The sequence below is a fragment of the Phenylobacterium deserti genome (assembly GCF_003254705.1).
GTDB classification, from domain to species: Bacteria; Pseudomonadota; Alphaproteobacteria; order Caulobacterales; family Caulobacteraceae; genus Phenylobacterium; species Phenylobacterium deserti.
In genome coordinates, this window is record NZ_QFYR01000004.1 from 201,265 (window position 1) to 216,729 (window position 15,465).

The following is a 15,465-nucleotide window of genomic DNA, read 5'->3' on the forward strand; positions in this document are numbered from 1 at the left end:
AGCCATGGCCAACGCTTCCCCGCCCGGGGGCGGCATGCCCGCCCCGATGACCGGGCTCACCCTGGCCATCACCTCCATCGCCCTGGCGCTGGGCACCTTCATGCAGGTGCTGGACAGCACCATCGCCAACGTTTCGATCCCGACCATCGCGGGCAACCTGGGCGTCAGCGCCAATCAGGGCACCTGGGTGATCACGTCGTTTGCGGTGTCCAATGCGATCTCGCTCCCGCTCACTGGCTGGTTGATGGGCCGCTACGGAGTGGTGAAGACATTCGTCGGCGCGACCGCGCTCTTCACCGTCGCCTCGTTCCTGTGCGGCATCGCCTGGAACCTGGAATCCCTGATCCTTTTCCGCATCCTGCAGGGCGCGGTGTCCGGGCCGATGATCCCAGGCTCGCAGGCTCTGCTGATCATGATCTTCCCGCCCAACAAGCGCGGGACGGCGCTGGCCATCTGGTCGATGACCACCCTGGTCGCGCCCATCTGCGGCCCGATCCTCGGCGGCTACATCTCGGACAACTACACCTGGCCCTGGATCTTTCTGATCAACGTCCCGGTCGGCATCGCCTGCACGGTCCTGTGCTGGCGCAACATGGCCAGCCGCGAGACGCCGACCCGTCGGATCCCCGTCGACAAGGTCGGCTTCGCACTGTTGGTGCTGTGGGTCGGATCGCTGCAGCTGATGCTCGACACCGGCAAGGAGGTGGACTGGTTCTCCTCGCCCGCAATCGTCGTCGAGGCCCTGATCGCCGCCATCGGGTTCGTGGCCTGGCTGATCTGGGAGCTGAACGAGAAGCACCCGATCGTCGACCTCAGCCTGTTCAAGCGTCGGGACTTCACCCTGGCGACCATCGCCATGTGCCTGGCGTTCGGGGTGTTCTTCGCCAACAACCTGCTGCTGCCGCTGCTGCTGCAGACGCGGATGGGCTACATCGCCACTTGGGCTGGCCTGGTGGCCGCGCCGTCCGGGGTGGTGGCCGTCTTCCTGACGCCCTTCGCGGCCAGGATCATGGGTCGGATCGACGCGCGGATCACCGCCACCGTCGCCCTCGCCGCCTTCGGCCTCAGCTTCTTCATGCGCTCGGAGTACACGCCGGACGCCAGCTTCGGCGCGCTGGTCATGCCCATGCTGGTGCAGGGCTTGGCGATGAGCACCTTCTTCGTCTCGATGATCACCCTGTCGCTGAACGGAGTGCCGGCTCCGCAAATCCCGTCCGCCAGCGGCCTGACCAACTTCAGCCGCCTGATGGTGGGCTCCATCGCCGCGTCCTTGGCCACAACGGTCTGGGACAACGACGCGGCCGTCCACCAGACGCGCCTGGCCGAGGGCATGTCGTCGGGCAATCCGATCTTCGTGCAGACCATGGAACGCATGCAGGCGGCCGGCCTCACCGCCCAGCAGGCCCTGTCGGCCGTCACGGCTCAGGTGGTGAACCAGGCTTACATCACCGCCGCCCTCGACTTCTTCCGGGTTTCGGCCTGGGTCGTCGTGGCGATGATCCCGCTGGTGTGGCTCTGCAAGAAGGCTCTCAGCAACGGCCCGTCGCACGCGGCGGCGGACTGACCTTGCCAAGCGGGGCCCGCGGGATTAGCCGCGGGCCCATGCCCACGCGCCCCCTCTTTGTCACCCAGGTCTACGAGGCCTCTCTCGCCAGCGAGCGCAACTTCGCGCAGTTCAACGCGGAGCTGGAAGACGCCTGCCGCATGCTAGCGGAAGAGGACCGAGCGGGCCGGGCCTGGTGCCGCGAGCACGGCTACGGCGGCTACACCTCCTATGCCTCCTTGAACGACTTGCCCCAGCGGTTCAGCGTCTTCGACCAGCTCAAGCGCAAGCTCGACAAGCATGCGGCGGCCTATGCCGACCTGCTGGAATTTGATCTGGGCGGCGGCAAGCTGCGCCTCGACAGCCTTTGGGTGAACGTCCTCAAGCCGGGCTCAGCGCACACCAGCCACATCCATCCCCACAGCGTACTGTCCGGCACCATCTATGTGGTGACTCCGCCCGGCGCCTCGGCTCTCAAGCTCGAGGATCCCCGGCTGCCGATGATGATGGCGGCTCCGCCCAGGCGCACCGAGGCGGCCGAAGCTTCCAAGGCGTTCGTCTATCTGCAGCCGGAGCCCGGCACGGTTCTGATGTGGGAAAGCTGGCTCCGCCACGAGGTGCCCGCCAACAAGGCCAAGGCGGAGCGCATCTCCATCAGCTTCAACTACGGCTGGCGATAAGCGCCCACGAAAAAGGGGCCGCCAAGGCGACCCCTCATCCGTCTTCCTGCGGCTCTAGAGCCTACTTCTTGTTCGCGAACTTGCCGGCGAAGAAGTCGCCCTTGGTCCACTGCGGCCGGGCGTCGGCGTCGGCCAGTTCTCGGGCGATCTCGTAGTTCATGCGAGCGAACTTGGCGCCGGCCGCATAGTCGATCGGCTGGTTCAGGTCGTCGCACGGATGGTGGTAGCAGCCGGCGAGGAAGCCGCGGAACGCCTTCTCGCCGCCGTTCTGGAAGCCGGTCATCAGGAAGACCGACGGCACGCCCACTTCCACGAAGCGGTAGTGGTCCGAGCGGGTGAACAGACCCTCTTCGGGCAGCGGGTCGGGGCTCAGCGCCACGCCCACGCGCTCGCCAGCCCGGCGCACGGCCGAGCCGATGGTCGACCGGTCTGCGCCGAACGCGATCACGTCCTGGAAGTCATAGAACAGGATCGGCATGTCGAGGTTGACGTCCGCCGCGATGGACGACAGCGGCACCGTCGGATTGCGGGCGAAGTATTCCGAGCCGACCAGCCCCTTCTCCTCGGCGGTGACCGCCAGCAGCAGGATGGAGCGACGCGGAGCCTTGCCGCTCTCGCGGAACGCGCGGCCGACTTCCAGCGTCGTGGCCACGCCCGAAGCGTTGTCCAGCGCGCCATTGTTGATCCGGTCGCCCTCGCCGCTGGTGGATACGCCGATGTGATCGAGGTGAGCCGACAGGACGACGTATTCGTTCTTCAGCTTCGGGTCGGAGCCTTCGATCAGCCCGACGACGTTCATGCTCTCCGAGTTCTTGCTCTCGGTGCGCAGGGTGACGTCCAGCGTCCACGGCAGGGCGAAGCGCTGCGGGTTCGCGGCCTTGGATTCAGCCGCCGCGGCCAGAGCCGCATAGGTGGTCGGCGCGCCGGCGAACAGCTTCTCGGCGCCCACGGTGCTGATCGAGCCTAGCAGCGGCACGCTCGGCGCCACGTCGAAGGCCTTGCCGTCGGGCTGGCGCCAGGTCATGGCCCAGTTCTGCCAGTTGCGGGCGGTGTTCTTGAACGGCCGGCGCTTCTCGTCGGAGGGCTTGTCGACGGTGATCATGCCCACGGCGCCGCGGGCGGCGGCGACGGCGCGCTTGTTGCGGACGTTCTGGTAGTAAGCGCGCTCTTCGGTCTGGATGCCCTCAGGGGCGCCGGACAGAACGACAACGATCTTACCTTTGACGTTCACGCCCTTGTAGTCGTCGCGGCCGTGTTCGGGCGCCACGAGGCCGTAGCCGACGAACACCAGCGGCGCGCTGAGCTTGGTCTCGGGCTGGCCGGGGACGCGGCCGACGTTGACGTCTTCGCCGGGCGTCAGGGTGACGGTCTGGCCGTTCTTGCCGCGCAGGACGTAGCTGCCCTGATCCACGGCGCGGTAAGAGACCATAGGCACCGGCTGGAAGAACGAGCCGTTGGTGCCGCCCGGCTTCACGCCCAGTTGCTGGAATTGCGAGGCGACGTAGTTGGCGGCGATGCGATAGCCGTCGGAGTCGGAGTCACGCCCCTGCAGCAGGTCGCTGGCCAGGAAGCCCATGTGCGCCTTGACGTTGGCGGCGGACTGGACGGGGTCCAGCGGGCTCGAGGCGGTCTGGCCGATCGCGGTGGTGGCGGCGAAGGCGGCGAGCGCTGCGCCCGCCATCCACTTGGAAATGCGCATGTAACAAAAACTCCCCGGACGTGACGCCCGGGGAGTCATTAACGACCGTTTCGCGACGGCGAAAGCCCTTAGCTGTCGAGGAAGCTCCGGAGCTTACGCGAGCGGGACGGGTGCTTCAGCTTGCGCAGAGCCTTGGCCTCGATCTGGCGGATCCGCTCGCGGGTCACACTGAACTGCTGGCCGACCTCTTCAAGGGTGTGGTCGGTGTTCATGCCGATGCCGAAGCGCATGCGCAGCACGCGCTCTTCCCGCGGGGTCAGCGAGGCCAGCACGCGGGTGGTGGTCTCGCGCAGGTTCGACTGGATGGCCGCATCGATAGGAAGGACCGCGTTCTTGTCCTCGATGAAGTCGCCGAGGTGGCTGTCCTCTTCGTCCCCGATGGGGGTTTCGAGCGAGATCGGCTCCTTGGCGATCTTCAGGACCTTGCGGACCTTCTCCAGCGGCATGGCCAGCTTTTCGGCCAACTCTTCCGGGGTCGGCTCGCGGCCGATCTCGTGCAGCATCTGGCGGCTGGTGCGGACGATCTTGTTGATCGTCTCGATCATGTGCACCGGGATCCGGATGGTCCGGGCCTGGTCGGCGATCGAGCGGGTGATGGCCTGCCGGATCCACCAGGTGGCGTAGGTCGAGAACTTGTAGCCGCGGCGGTACTCGAACTTATCGACCGCCTTCATCAGGCCGATGTTGCCCTCCTGGATCAGGTCCAGGAACTGCAGGCCGCGGTTGGTGTACTTCTTGGCGATGGAGATCACGAGGCGCAGGTTGGCCTCGACCATTTCCTTTTTCGCCTGCCGGGCCTCGCGCTCACCCTTCTGCACCGTCTGGACGATGCGGCGGTAGTCGTCGATCGGCACGCCGGTCTCCATCGCCAGGGCGGCGATTTCGGAGCGGATGTCGCCGATCTGGGTGGCGTCGTTGTCGGCGAACTTGGTCCAGCGGACGCCCAGGGTTTTGACCTGGTCGCGCCAGTCCGGACGCATTTCGGAGCCGAGGTAGGCCTTCAGGAACTCAGGGCGGCTGATGCCGTAGCTGTCGGCCAGGCGCAGCAGACGGCCTTCGAGGCCCATCAGGCGCTTGTTGATGGCATACAGTTGTTCGACCAGCGCTTCGATACGATTGTTGTTAAGTTTCAGCGTCTTAAGGTGCTGTACAATCGCGCTGGTGGCGTTGGCGTAGGCCTTGCGGTCGGCGTCGGAGAGGTCCTCGCCCTTGAGCTTGGCGTTGACCAGCTTTTCCTGCAGGCCGCGGAAGCTTTCGAACTCGGTGGCGATGGCGTCCAGGGTGGCCATCACGCCTTCGCGCAGCTCGGCTTCCATGGCGCTGATGGTGGGACCGGCGCCATCGTCGAAGTCATCGTCGCCGCCGCCCTCGCCGCCTTCACCTTCGGCTTCCTCGGACTCCTCGGCTTCCGCCGCCACGCCGTCGCCGGCCGGCAGTTCGCCGCCAGCGTTCTGGCCGCCGTAGGTCTGCTCGAGGTCGATCACTTCGCGCAGCAGGATGCGGCCGGAGCCCAGCTCCTCGCGCCACACCATGATGGCCTCGAAGGTCAGCGCGCTTTCGCACAGCCCGCGGATCATGGTGTCGCGGCCGGCTTCGATGCGCTTGGCGATGGCGATTTCGCCCTCGCGGCTCAGAAGCTCCACCGAACCCATTTCGCGCAGGTACATGCGCACCGGGTCGTCCGTGCGGTCGTAGGCCGGCTCCTTGGTCGTCTCGACCACCGCGCTTTCTTCGCGGACGGCCACTTCGCCGCCGTCGGCGTCCTCTTCGGACTCCACGACGTTGACGCCCATCTCGCTGAGCATGGCCAGGGTGTCTTCGATCGCTTCGGAGGTCACTTCCTCCGAGGGGAGCACCTTGTTCAGCTCGTCCATCGTGACGTAGCCGCGGGCCTTGGCCTGCTTGATGAACTTCTTGACCGCCGCATCCGTTAGGTCGAGCAGCGGACCATCGGCGCCGGTGGTCTCAGGCGTTTCCGCTTCGGCCGTATTGGTGCTCATCGAAATCTCCGAGTTCGTCCGCGCCACATGCAAGCAGCGGGCCGAAAGTGGTGACTGGCGGACGAAGGCTAAGGGGCCGCGACGTTACGACCCGGCCAGCGTCCAATTGTTCCGTTCTGATCGTGCGTTCGAACGCGCCGCATCCCACAGGCGCCCACAAGAACGCCGGTCACGCGACCGTCCTGGACTTCCGCACATCGAGGGAGACATCAGTTTCAAAGGTGGGCGCGTCCGTGTTCGCAACGGCCCGATCGATGTCTGTCAACAGCGCGCTAAATCCGCACGGGGCCAGATGGCGTTGACAGGCCCGCGAGTCAAGACACAGCGGCGTCCACGGACATTCCGCCCAAGAGCGCACCTGCGCAAAAAGCTGCGGCAGAACGCCGCAATGGCTCAGGCTGGCGTCGGCGGAGGCTCGGCAAGATCGGGCGCGGCCGTGTTCTTTTCGCCCAGCACCACCACCAGGCTGCCGCCGATGATCAACAGGCCGCCAAGGCCGATGGCCATCGTCAGCGGATCGCCGAACAGCGCAACACCCAGCACGGCGCCCAGCAAGGGCTCGATGTTGATGAACACCCCGGCGCTGGCGCTGCTCACCCGGGCCGAGCCCCACTGCCAAGCGGCGGTGGCCACGCAGGTCGCCAGCACCCCCTGCCCGACGATCCCCGCCCAGGCTGTCGGGCTGAGGTCCAGGCGAGGCGGGCCGTGCATGATCCAGGCGAAAGGGGCGATCGCCACCGTCGCCACGATGATGCTGACCGCCGTAACGCCCAGCGGCGGGGCGTCTTTGGGCGCGCGTCGGAGCACCAGGAGCCAGGCGAGGAAGATCAGCAGGGCGGCCAAGCAAAGCGCCACGCCCAGCGGCGTACCCGCCGCGCCGGGCTTTCCCGCGATCAGCGTCGCGCCAAGCGTCGCCGCAGCTACGCCCGCCCAGGACATCCGGCTGACCGGCTCGCGCATGACAAAGGCGCAGAAGGCGATCAGGGCCGGCATCAGGCCAACCAGCAGCGCCGACAGGGCGACGCTGGTTCGCGCCAAGCCCTCGAACTGAACCAGGAAGGCCAGGCCATAGAGCACGCCCGCCACAAGCACCGCCGGCGAGCGGAAGAGCCGGCGGGCCTGCGGCGTGTTCAGGGCGAACGGCGCGGCGATCACCGCCGCCACGGCGAAGCGCAGGAGGATCAGGTGCGCCGCGCCCATTTCTTCCAGGGCGATCTTGCCCAGCGGGAAACCGAGGGCCCAGCAGATCCCGGACAGGGCGAGAGCAAGGAACGGCAGACGCAGCATGAAGGCTCTTTGCCGGAAATCGCCGTTCAGGCGAAGCAGGCCTTTCAGGCCAAGTCCGGATTGCGCCGGTGCTCGGTCGGCTAGTGCGGCAGAACGGGCCTTGCGGCCGGCTTGCCCTCGTTCGCCCAGTCGCTGTTGATGAGCCGGCGCAGCTGGTCGCGCTCGACCTTGAGGTTGATCAGGGTGGTGGAGTCCTTGTCGCGCGGCAGGTCGCGCACAGCTTCGTCCACGGCGCGCTCAAGCGCCTCGAGCTGCACAAGCAGGTCGAAGGCCTCGCGCCACAGGCGGCGGGCACGGTCTCCGGCCTCGGCCATGAAGGGCGCGCTGACACCCGCCCGCTTGGCCTCCCGCTCCAGCCCGGCGAGGAAGGTCCGATCGAAGCCCTTGGCCTGCAGCCGGCGGATGGCGACCTCCCCCTCCAGGTGATCGGCCTCGTAGCGCAGCTGCACCAACTCCTGGGCCAGCTGGTTCAGCTTCTCGTCGCCAAAGCCGAAGCGATCGACCAGCTCGATAGTCTCGTCCAGGACGTGGGGGTCGCGCACCGCGGTCAAGGCTAGCGCGGCGGCCAGGGACTTGGGCGAACGACGCATCCGCTCGGTGGCGTCCTTGACCTCCTGCGTGGCTCCGGCGCGGACCTCGCTGCGCCCCCCCTTCCAACGCTGGCGCGACATCTCACGAGCGGCGGCCCCAACGGTGTAGACGGGCTGGCTGGTGGGCGAGAGCTGCTCGAAGCGGCCGAGCAGGTCTTCCTTGTAGGCCTGGGCGAGATCCGGATCGGCGATGGAGGCGGCCAGCTTGCGCAGGCGCACCTTCAGGCCAGCCTTCCGCTCGGGCGTGTCGGTGGGCTCGGCGTCCCGCTCGCGGATGAACAGCGCCTCGACGAAGGGCGTGGTCTGCGCCAGCTGCTGCTTCAGCGCCGCCGGCCCTTGCTCGCGCAGAACCTCGTCCGGATCCTTGCCGCCCTCCACCAGGGCGAACTTGAAGCTCTTGCCGGGTTTCAGCAGCGGCAGCGCGCGATCCATGGCGCGGGCCGCCGCCTGACGCCCTGCCCGGTCCCCGTCGAAGCAGAGGGTAGGCTCCGGATGGTGACGCCAGAGCATCTCCATCTGATCCTCGCCCAGGGCGGTGCCCATGGCCGCGACACCCGCGATCCCGGCGCGCTGGCAGGCGATGACGTCCATGTAGCCTTCGACCACGACCAGGGGGACCTCCTCGCCGGCCGGCGCCGCCGCGAGGATCTTCCGCGCCTCGGCGAGGCCGTAAAGGTTGTGCCCCTTGTGGAAGACGGAGGTCTCGGGACCATTCAGGTACTTGGCGCGGGCCTGCGGATCCATCGCCCGTCCACCGAACGAGACGATCCGGCCGCGTGGGTCGGTGATCGGGAAGATGATCCGGTCGCGGAAGCGGTCGTAGGGCTGGCCGCCATCCTCCGGCGCAATCAGCAGGCCGGCGTCGACCAGCTCGGCCGGCCGGGCGCCCTTGGCGATCAGGTAGTCCTTGAGCGCCGTGCGGCCCGACGGCGAGAAGCCCAGGCGGAACCGCGACCACTCGCTTTCCGGCAGGCCGCGACGCTCAAGGTAGGCCCGGGCGTCCCTGGCCACCGGCCGGCGAAGCTCCGCCTCGAACCATTGAGCGGCGAGCTCCAGCCAATCGGACAGGCCCTGACGCTTCTTCTCGGTCTCGGCCGCGCGGGGATCCACGGCCGGCAGGGCGATGCCCGCCTCGGCCGCCAGACGCTCCACGGCTTCCGAGAAGGTGAGCCGCTCGGTCTCCTGCAGGAAGGTGATGATGTCGCCGCTCTTGCCCGACGAGAAGTCGAAGAACTGCCCCTTGTCGTCGTTCACGTAGAACGAGGGGGTCTTTTCCTTGGTGAAGGGCGACAGGCCGACGAACTCGCGCCCCTGCTTGCGCAGCTTCACGCTCTTGCCGATCACGTCGGAAGGGCGAAGCCGCGTCTTGATCTCGTCCAGGAAGCGTTCGTCGAAGCGCACGGCGCCATATAGCCAGAGCTATGGGTGGCGCGCCATGAGCGGTTCAGCACACGGCGGCGCGAGCGCTGGAGCGAGGCGCGCCCGACAAGCCTTGCGGAGCCTTCGTCCTCTTCCGAAGTTGTTGGTCGGCAAACCGGAGACCCCCATGCGTCGTGCGCTGCTGCTTGCGTTCTGCACCACCCTCTTCGCCGGATGTGGCGAGGCCCAGTCGAACGCCACGGACGCCAGCGTCCAGAGCACAGCAGGCGCCCGCCCCTTCCAAGTGGAGACGGTGGCCGACTTCGTCTCGCCCTGGGCGATGACCTTCCTTCCCGACGGCCGCATGCTGGTGACGGAGAAGGCCGGGCAGATGCTGCTCGTGTCCGCCGACGGTCGCCAGCGCCAGCCGCTTGGCGGCATCCCGCCGGTTATGAGCGAGGGCCAGGGCGGGCTGATGGACGTGGTGCTGCACCCCGGCTTCGCCCAGAACCGCTGGGTCTACTTCAGCTATTCCGAGGCCCGCGGCGGCGGCAAAGGCGTGGTGCTGGCGCGCGGCGTGCTGAGCGACGGCGCCGCCCCGGCGCTGCGCGACGTGCAGACCCTGTTCCGCGCCACGCCGTACGTCGACGGCGATGGCCACTTCTCCGGCCGCATCGCCTTCGCACCCGATGGCAAGCTGTTCTTCACCAACGGCGAGCGCCAGAAGTTCACCCCCGCGCAGGACCCCAAGGCCACCCTGGGCAAGGTTCTGCGCCTGAACGACGATGGCACGCCGGCGGCCGGCAATCCCCTGGCCGCCCAGGGCTTCCACCCGGCCGTCTGGTCTTACGGCCACCGCAACCTGCTGGGCATCGCCTTCGACGCCAGCGGCAACCTTTGGGAGCAGGAGATGGGCCCCAAGGGCGGGGACGAGGTCAACCTGATCGTCGCCGGCCGCAACTACGGCTATCCGGCCGCTTCCAACGGTTCGCACTATGACGGCCGCGACATCCCGGACCACCGGCCAGGCGACGGGTTCGAGGCGCCCAAGGTGTCCTGGAACCCGGCGATCTCGCCCGCGGGGCTGATGATCTATTCCGGCAAGCGCTGGCCGCAGTGGCGCGGCGACATCTTCATCGGCGGCCTGTCGAGCAAGGCTTTGGTCCGCGTGGACGTGGACGGCACAGGCGCGCGCAAGGGCGATCAGTGGCCGATGGGGACCCGCATCCGCGAAGTGGAGGAAGGCCCTGACGGCTCGATCTGGCTGCTAGAAGACGGCCAGCGGGGCGCTGAGGGTAAGCTGCTGAAGCTCACGCCTTCCACGTGACGGGGCGCGTCGGCGTCTAGAGGCCCGACACCCAAGCGGGGAGTTCCGAGATCGAAGCCAGCTCCGCAAAGCGGGGATGGCCGGTCGGCACGTCGGCGACTTCGTGGGCCCAGATCAGCGGGTACGGGACGTAGGCGGCGTAGGCGCCGGCCTCCAAGGCCGGCAGGATGTCGGAGCGGACGGAGTTGCCGCACATCACCGCCTCGCCCGCCCCCGTGCCGTGGCGGGCGAACACCCGCTCATAGGTGGACGCGTCCTTTTCGCTGACGATCTCCACGGCCGCGAAGAGGTCGCCAAGGCCCGAGGCGGCCAGTTTCTGCTCCTGGTGCAGGAGGTCGCCCTTGGTGATCAGCACCAGGCGATACTTCTGGGACAACTCGTCCAGCGCCTTGTCGACTCCCGGCAGCGGCTCCACCGGCTCGCTCAGCATCTCGCGGCCCGCGGCTAGAATGTCGGCGATCAGCCGGCCCGGCGCCTCGTTGCCGGTGAGCTCCATGGCGGTTTCGATCATGGAAAGGGTGAAGCCCTTCACGCCGTAGCCGTAGAGCCGCAGGTTCCGCTTCTCGATTTCGGCCAGGCGGACGTCCAGCACCTCGCTGGGCGCGTGGTCCGCCATCAAGGCGCGGAAGCGGTCCTGCGTCAGGCGGAACAGGGTCTCGTTGTGCCAAAGCGTGTCGTCGGCATCGAGGCCGACCGTGGTGATGCGCATGGCGCGTCTTTAAGCGCCCGCCCCTTGCGTCGTCGAGCCTGCTCAAGATCCGGGCGCCTTCGCCTGCGAAACCGGCGATCGGAATGCAGCAGGCAGGCGAGCTTCACCTTTGGTTGCAAGCCCTGGCGGGCGCAGCGATCTCGCGAACATCAGTAGGACAGCGAATGGCTTTGCGGCGGCTGCGGGCGTGGGTGAACGAACGGCTGGGCGGCCGCGAGCTGCAGGCCGCACGGGACGAGACCCGACGCGCCAACGCCCGCCTGCGCGATCTGCTGGACTCCATTTCCGAAGGCGTGGTGATCCTGGACGCGGGCGGCCGCTACGTCCTGTGGAACCAGGCCTATGCGGACATCTACCACCGCTCGGCCGACCTTTTCCGACCGGGCGCCTCCTTGGAAGAAACGCTGCGGGTCGGCGTGGCGCGCGGCGACTATCCGGACGCCGCCGGCCGGGAAGACGCCTGGATCGCCGAGCGGATCGGCAAGCTGATGGCCGCCACCGGCGAGCGCAGCGAGCAGCGCCTGTCCGACGGCCGTTGGCTGCTGGTGGAGGAGCGGCGCACCACCGACGGCGGCGTCATCGGCCTGCGGGTCGACATCACCGACTTCAAGCAGCAGGCGGCCGCTCTGGCGGAGGCCTTGGCCCACGCGGAGGCGGCGAACCGCGCCAAGGCCGAGTTCCTGGCCGACATGAGCCACGAGATCCGCACGCCGCTGAACGGGGTGTCGGGGCTGTCGCGCATCCTTGAGGCCACGGAGCTCGACGCCAACCAGAGCGAACTGGTGGCCGAGTTGCGCGGCTCCATCCGGGAGCTGGAGGGCGTGGCGCGGCATCTGCTGGACCACGGCGACGCCAGCCCGGAGGAGGAGCCGACGCCACCGACCATCGCGGCGTCGGCGGGCGACCCGGTGCGGATCCTGCTGGCCGACGACAATGCGACAAACCGCAAGGTCATCGAGCTGATGCTGGGCGCCGCCGAAGCCCAGGTGACCAGCGTCGAGGACGGAGCCCAAGCGGTGGAGGCCTGGCGGCGCGATCGCTTCGACCTGGTCCTGATGGACCTGCGGATGCCGGTGATGGACGGTCTGTCCGCGATCCGCACGATCCGGGCCGAAGAGCAGGCCGCGGGGCGCGCGCGAACTGGCGTGGTGGTGCTGTCGGCCAACACCTCGGCCGAGGATCGCGAGGCCAGCGCCCGGGCGGGCGCCGACGGTCACATCGGCAAGCCCATCCAGGTGGAGGAGCTGCTGGCGGCGATCGGATCGGCCATGGCGGCGGCCGGCTAGGCGGCGCAGGCTGGGTGGTGGCCGAGATAGCGCTCCACCTGAGCCGGATGCCGCAGGAGAGCGGCGGGCGGGCGCACCGGCCGGCGCACCAGCTCACCGCCGCAGTTGGGGCACTGGCTGTCGAAGCGGCTCTCGGCGCAGTCGGCGCAGTAGGTGCATTCGAAGGTGCAGATCATGGCCGCACGGCTGCCTGGCGGCAGGTCCGCGTCACAGCATTCGCAATTGGGGCGCAGAGCGAGCATGGCGTCGCCTCCTCTGATCCGGTGTGCCCGGACGGCGTCGGCGGCGACAGGACAAAGAGGCCTTATTTCCAGCCAAGGCCGCAAGTTAACGCCGCCGCATTGACCCGAAGGGCGCGAGTCACTACCTACGCGGCCGTTTGCCCAGGCGCCTTGCCGCCTGACCTCCCCTGTCTCGATACCCATCCTTGAAGGAGCCTGTCTCATGAGCCGTGATCTGCTGCCTGGCGTCACCGGCGTGCTGGCTCTGGCCGACGGAACCATCCTCCAGGGGATCGGCGTAGGCGCGGTGGGCGATGCGGTCGGCGAGGTGTGCTTCAACACCGCCATGACTGGCTATCAGGAGATCCTGACAGACCCCTCCTACATGGCCCAGATCGTGGCCTTCACCTTCCCGCACGTGGGCAACGTCGGCACCAACGTCGAAGACATCGAGCAGATGAGCGGCGCGGCCGAGACCGCCGCCCGCGGCGCGATCTTCCGCGACGTGCCGACCAAGCCCGCCAACTGGCGCGCCGACTCGGACCTCGAGACCTGGATGAGCCGCCGGGGCGTCGTGGGGCTGGCGGGCGTCGACACCCGCGCCCTGACCCGCCGCATCCGTGAGCAGGGCATGCCGCACGGGGTGATCGCCCACAATCCGGACGGCGAGTTCGACCTCGACGCCCTGGTGCAGAAGGCCCGCGAGTGGAACGGCTTGGTGGGCCTGGACCTGGCCAAGGACGCCTCGTGCCTGCAGCCGTTCGACTATGACGAGGGCCTGTGGGCCTGGCCGAACGGCTACGCCAAGCTGGACGCGCCCAAGTACGACGTGGTGGTCGTGGACTTCGGCGTGAAGCGCAACATCCTGCGCGCCCTGAACTCGGTGGGCGCGCGCGTCACGGTGGTGCCGGCCAACACCTCGGCCGAGAGCATCCTGGCGCGCAATCCGGATGGCGTGCTGCTGTCCAACGGCCCAGGCGATCCGGCGGCGACGGGCGAGTACGCGGTGCCCGAGATCAAGAAGATCGTCGACAGCGGCAAGCCGGTGTTCGGCATCTGCCTGGGCCACCAGATGCTGTCGCTGGCGCTGGGCGCCAAGACGGTGAAGATGGACCAGGGGCACCACGGCGCGAACCATCCGGTGAAGGACCTGACCACCGGCAAGGTGGAGATCGTGTCCATGAACCATGGCTTCACGGTGGACCGCGAAAGCCTTCCCGAACCGGTGGTGGAGACGCACGTCTCCCTGTTCGACGGCACCAACGCCGGCATCGCCCTGAAGGACCGCCCGGTGTTCTCCGTCCAGCACCACCCGGAAGCTTCCCCGGGCCCGACGGACAGCCTTTATCTGTTCGAGCGTTTCGCGGCGAACATGGACGCGGCGAAGTAAGCGGCGACGCGATTTTCGAGAACAGCGAAGGGCCGGCTCACGCCGGCCCTTTTGCTTTGCGCTAGATGCGGGTCAGCATGCCCTTGGCGGCCACGGGGCCTGTCGGATGGGGCATGGGCGAGCCGGAGGGCGGCTCGACCGAGACCATGAGGGCGGAGCCCTCGGCCATCATCGGAGCCATGGGTTCGGGCATGGGCATGACCTTTGAGGCGCCCGGCTGCACCATGCCCAGGGAATGGGATCTGCCGTCGGCGGTCACCACCCAGAGCTGGTGGGCGTGGCCCGGGTCAGCGCCCGGCGGCACCAGCGAGGTGACCAGCAGCATCTTGCGCATGGGATCGTACGCGGCGACGAACATCGGCTGGGCCGCGCCGCCCATCAGGCTGGCGTTGAGCATGGGCGCGGCGGGGGCGGCGCGCTCGACGATCCGGGGCGGCTGGGCGGCCAGGAACACGACGGCGGCGAGGCTTGCGGCGGCGACGCCCAGCGAGCCCACCGTGGCGCTTCGCCAGAACCGGAGGCGGCGCAGGACCGCCCCGTTGTCGTTGGCGGGCAGGCTGCGCTCGATCGACGGCCACAGGCGGGCGGGCGGCTCGACCGACGCGACCTCGGCGGCCAGGGGCGCCAGCCGCGCGCGCCAGTCCTCCACCAGGACCGCGAACGCCGGATCGGAAGCCATGCGGGCCTCGGCCTGCGCCCGTTCAGGGCCGGTCAGCACGCCCAGGGCGTGTTCGGCGGCCAGGGCCTCGATCGGGGAAAGCTCGTGACCTTGGCTCATGCTTCCAGGCACCCTTTCAGGCGGGCCAGGCCCCGGCGGATCCAGCTCTTCACCGTGCCGAGCGGGGTCGCCGTGCGCTGGGCCAGCGCTTCATAGGTGACGCCCTCGAAGAAGGCCGTCCGGATCACCTGCCGGGTCCGGGCGTCCAGAGTGTCGAGGCAGGCGAGCAGGCGCCCGTGCTCGCCCGCTTGCTCCAGCAGGGCCTCGGCGCCGGGCGCGTCGTCGGCAAGCTCCAGATCCTCGACCGGCTCGGCCATGGCCAGGGGCCCACGGGCCCGGAGCCGGTCGATGGCGCGATTGCGGGCGATGGCCGACGTCCAGGCGATGACGCTCGCCCGGCCCGCGTCGTAGCGGTCGGCTCTGCGCCAGATGGTGAGGTAGACGTCCTGCAACACGTCCTCGGCTTCGTCACGGTCCACAAGGATACGGAGGCAGACGCCAAAAAGCTTCGCGGAGGTGGCCTGGTACAACTGACGCAGGGCTTCGCGCTCGCCGCCGGCGATGCGCCTCATCAGGGCAGGAAGATCGGCGGCGTCTCGGCCCGGGCTGGTCACCGCGGCACCATGGCAAAGCCGGCGCGCCGCGTCACGCCCAAC

Annotated in this window: 13 protein-coding genes; 5 read left to right on the forward strand and 8 right to left on the reverse strand. The window is 68.4% G+C overall.

Features of this window, described 5'->3' with window-relative positions:
- Positions 1-4 precede the first annotated feature (4 nt).
- Positions 5-1,564: a DHA2 family efflux MFS transporter permease subunit gene (locus tag DJ018_RS15730; RefSeq protein ID WP_240609583.1), complete on the forward strand. Its 1,560-nt coding sequence runs from the start codon at positions 5-7 to the stop codon at positions 1,562-1,564.
- A gap of 38 nt (positions 1,565-1,602) precedes the next feature.
- Complete coding sequence (locus DJ018_RS15735; protein ID WP_111515922.1) at positions 1,603-2,223, forward strand: TIGR02466 family protein; 621 nt, start codon at positions 1,603-1,605, stop codon at positions 2,221-2,223.
- A gap of 61 nt (positions 2,224-2,284) precedes the next feature.
- Here DJ018_RS15735 and DJ018_RS15740 read toward each other — a convergent pair whose 3' ends face one another.
- The 4 genes from DJ018_RS15740 to dnaG all read right to left on the reverse strand — a co-directional run bounded on the left by DJ018_RS15740 (position 2,285) and on the right by dnaG (position 9,200).
- Entirely contained in the window at positions 2,285-3,922 is a 1,638-nt protein-coding gene (locus DJ018_RS15740) for a M28 family peptidase (RefSeq protein ID WP_111515923.1), read from the reverse strand.
- Positions 3,923-3,990: 68 nt separating this feature from the next.
- Positions 3,991-5,922, reverse strand: coding sequence for an RNA polymerase sigma factor RpoD (rpoD, locus tag DJ018_RS15745; RefSeq protein ID WP_111515924.1), 1,932 nt, complete (start codon positions 5,920-5,922; stop codon positions 3,991-3,993).
- Positions 5,923-6,315: 393 nt separating this feature from the next.
- Positions 6,316-7,209: a DMT family transporter gene (locus tag DJ018_RS15750; protein WP_111515925.1), complete on the reverse strand. Its 894-nt coding sequence runs from the start codon at positions 7,207-7,209 to the stop codon at positions 6,316-6,318.
- A gap of 80 nt (positions 7,210-7,289) precedes the next feature.
- Positions 7,290-9,200, reverse strand: a complete 1,911-nt coding sequence (dnaG, locus tag DJ018_RS15755; protein WP_111515926.1) for a DNA primase — start codon at positions 9,198-9,200, stop codon at positions 7,290-7,292.
- Between the two features lie 145 nt (positions 9,201-9,345).
- Here dnaG and DJ018_RS15760 point away from each other — a divergent pair, with 145 nt between their 5' ends.
- Positions 9,346-10,485, forward strand: a complete 1,140-nt coding sequence (locus tag DJ018_RS15760; protein WP_111515927.1) for a PQQ-dependent sugar dehydrogenase — start codon at positions 9,346-9,348, stop codon at positions 10,483-10,485.
- Positions 10,486-10,501: 16 nt separating this feature from the next.
- Here DJ018_RS15760 and DJ018_RS15765 read toward each other — a convergent pair whose 3' ends face one another.
- On the reverse strand, positions 10,502-11,194 hold the full coding sequence (locus DJ018_RS15765) for an HAD family hydrolase (RefSeq protein WP_111515928.1): 693 nt from the start codon (positions 11,192-11,194) through the stop codon (positions 10,502-10,504).
- 164 nt (positions 11,195-11,358) lie between these two features.
- Between DJ018_RS15765 and DJ018_RS15770 the strand changes: the two genes are divergently transcribed.
- Positions 11,359-12,480 carry a response regulator gene (locus DJ018_RS15770; protein WP_205853786.1) on the forward strand — a complete coding sequence of 374 codons (1,122 nt, stop codon included), beginning with the start codon at positions 11,359-11,361 and terminating at the stop codon, positions 12,478-12,480.
- Here DJ018_RS15770 and DJ018_RS15775 read toward each other — a convergent pair.
- Entirely contained in the window at positions 12,477-12,722 is a 246-nt protein-coding gene (locus DJ018_RS15775; protein WP_111515930.1) for a DUF1272 domain-containing protein, read from the reverse strand. The two genes, DJ018_RS15770 and DJ018_RS15775, sit on opposite strands and share 4 nt — an antisense overlap.
- 202 nt (positions 12,723-12,924) lie before the next feature.
- On the opposite strand from DJ018_RS15775, the gene carA reads away from it, so the two are divergent.
- Complete coding sequence (carA, locus tag DJ018_RS15780) at positions 12,925-14,091, forward strand: glutamine-hydrolyzing carbamoyl-phosphate synthase small subunit (protein ID WP_111515931.1); 1,167 nt, start codon at positions 12,925-12,927, stop codon at positions 14,089-14,091.
- Positions 14,092-14,152: 61 nt separating this feature from the next.
- On the opposite strand, the gene DJ018_RS15785 is transcribed toward carA, so the two are convergent.
- Both DJ018_RS15785 and DJ018_RS15790 read right to left on the reverse strand, forming a co-directional pair.
- Entirely contained in the window at positions 14,153-14,869 is a 717-nt protein-coding gene (locus DJ018_RS15785; RefSeq protein ID WP_111515932.1) for an anti-sigma factor, read from the reverse strand.
- Positions 14,866-15,381: a sigma-70 family RNA polymerase sigma factor gene (locus tag DJ018_RS15790; RefSeq protein WP_111515933.1), complete on the reverse strand. Its 516-nt coding sequence runs from the start codon at positions 15,379-15,381 to the stop codon at positions 14,866-14,868. The genes DJ018_RS15785 and DJ018_RS15790 overlap by 4 nt, the downstream gene beginning before the upstream one ends.
- Positions 15,382-15,465 lie beyond the last annotated feature (84 nt).

Coding starts and splice junctions, on each gene's coding strand:
- DJ018_RS15735 (WP_111515922.1), top strand. CDS start 1,603: ATGCCCACGCGCCCCCTCTTTGTCACCCAGGTCTACGAGGCCTCTCTC.
- DJ018_RS15730 (WP_240609583.1), top strand. CDS start 5: ATGGCCAACGCTTCCCCGCCCGGGGGCGGCATGCCCGCCCCGATGACC.
- DJ018_RS15765 (WP_111515928.1), bottom strand. CDS start 11,194: ATGCGCATCACCACGGTCGGCCTCGATGCCGACGACACGCTTTGGCAC.
- DJ018_RS15740 (WP_111515923.1), bottom strand. CDS start 3,922: ATGCGCATTTCCAAGTGGATGGCGGGCGCAGCGCTCGCCGCCTTCGCC.
- DJ018_RS15775 (WP_111515930.1), bottom strand. CDS start 12,722: ATGCTCGCTCTGCGCCCCAATTGCGAATGCTGTGACGCGGACCTGCCG.
- carA (WP_111515931.1), top strand. CDS start 12,925: ATGAGCCGTGATCTGCTGCCTGGCGTCACCGGCGTGCTGGCTCTGGCC.
- DJ018_RS15760 (WP_111515927.1), top strand. CDS start 9,346: ATGCGTCGTGCGCTGCTGCTTGCGTTCTGCACCACCCTCTTCGCCGGA.
- DJ018_RS15770 (WP_205853786.1), top strand. CDS start 11,359: ATGGCTTTGCGGCGGCTGCGGGCGTGGGTGAACGAACGGCTGGGCGGC.
- DJ018_RS15785 (WP_111515932.1), bottom strand. CDS start 14,869: ATGAGCCAAGGTCACGAGCTTTCCCCGATCGAGGCCCTGGCCGCCGAA.
- DJ018_RS15750 (WP_111515925.1), bottom strand. CDS start 7,209: ATGCTGCGTCTGCCGTTCCTTGCTCTCGCCCTGTCCGGGATCTGCTGG.
- rpoD (WP_111515924.1), bottom strand. CDS start 5,922: ATGAGCACCAATACGGCCGAAGCGGAAACGCCTGAGACCACCGGCGCC.
- DJ018_RS15790 (WP_111515933.1), bottom strand. CDS start 15,381: ATGAGGCGCATCGCCGGCGGCGAGCGCGAAGCCCTGCGTCAGTTGTAC.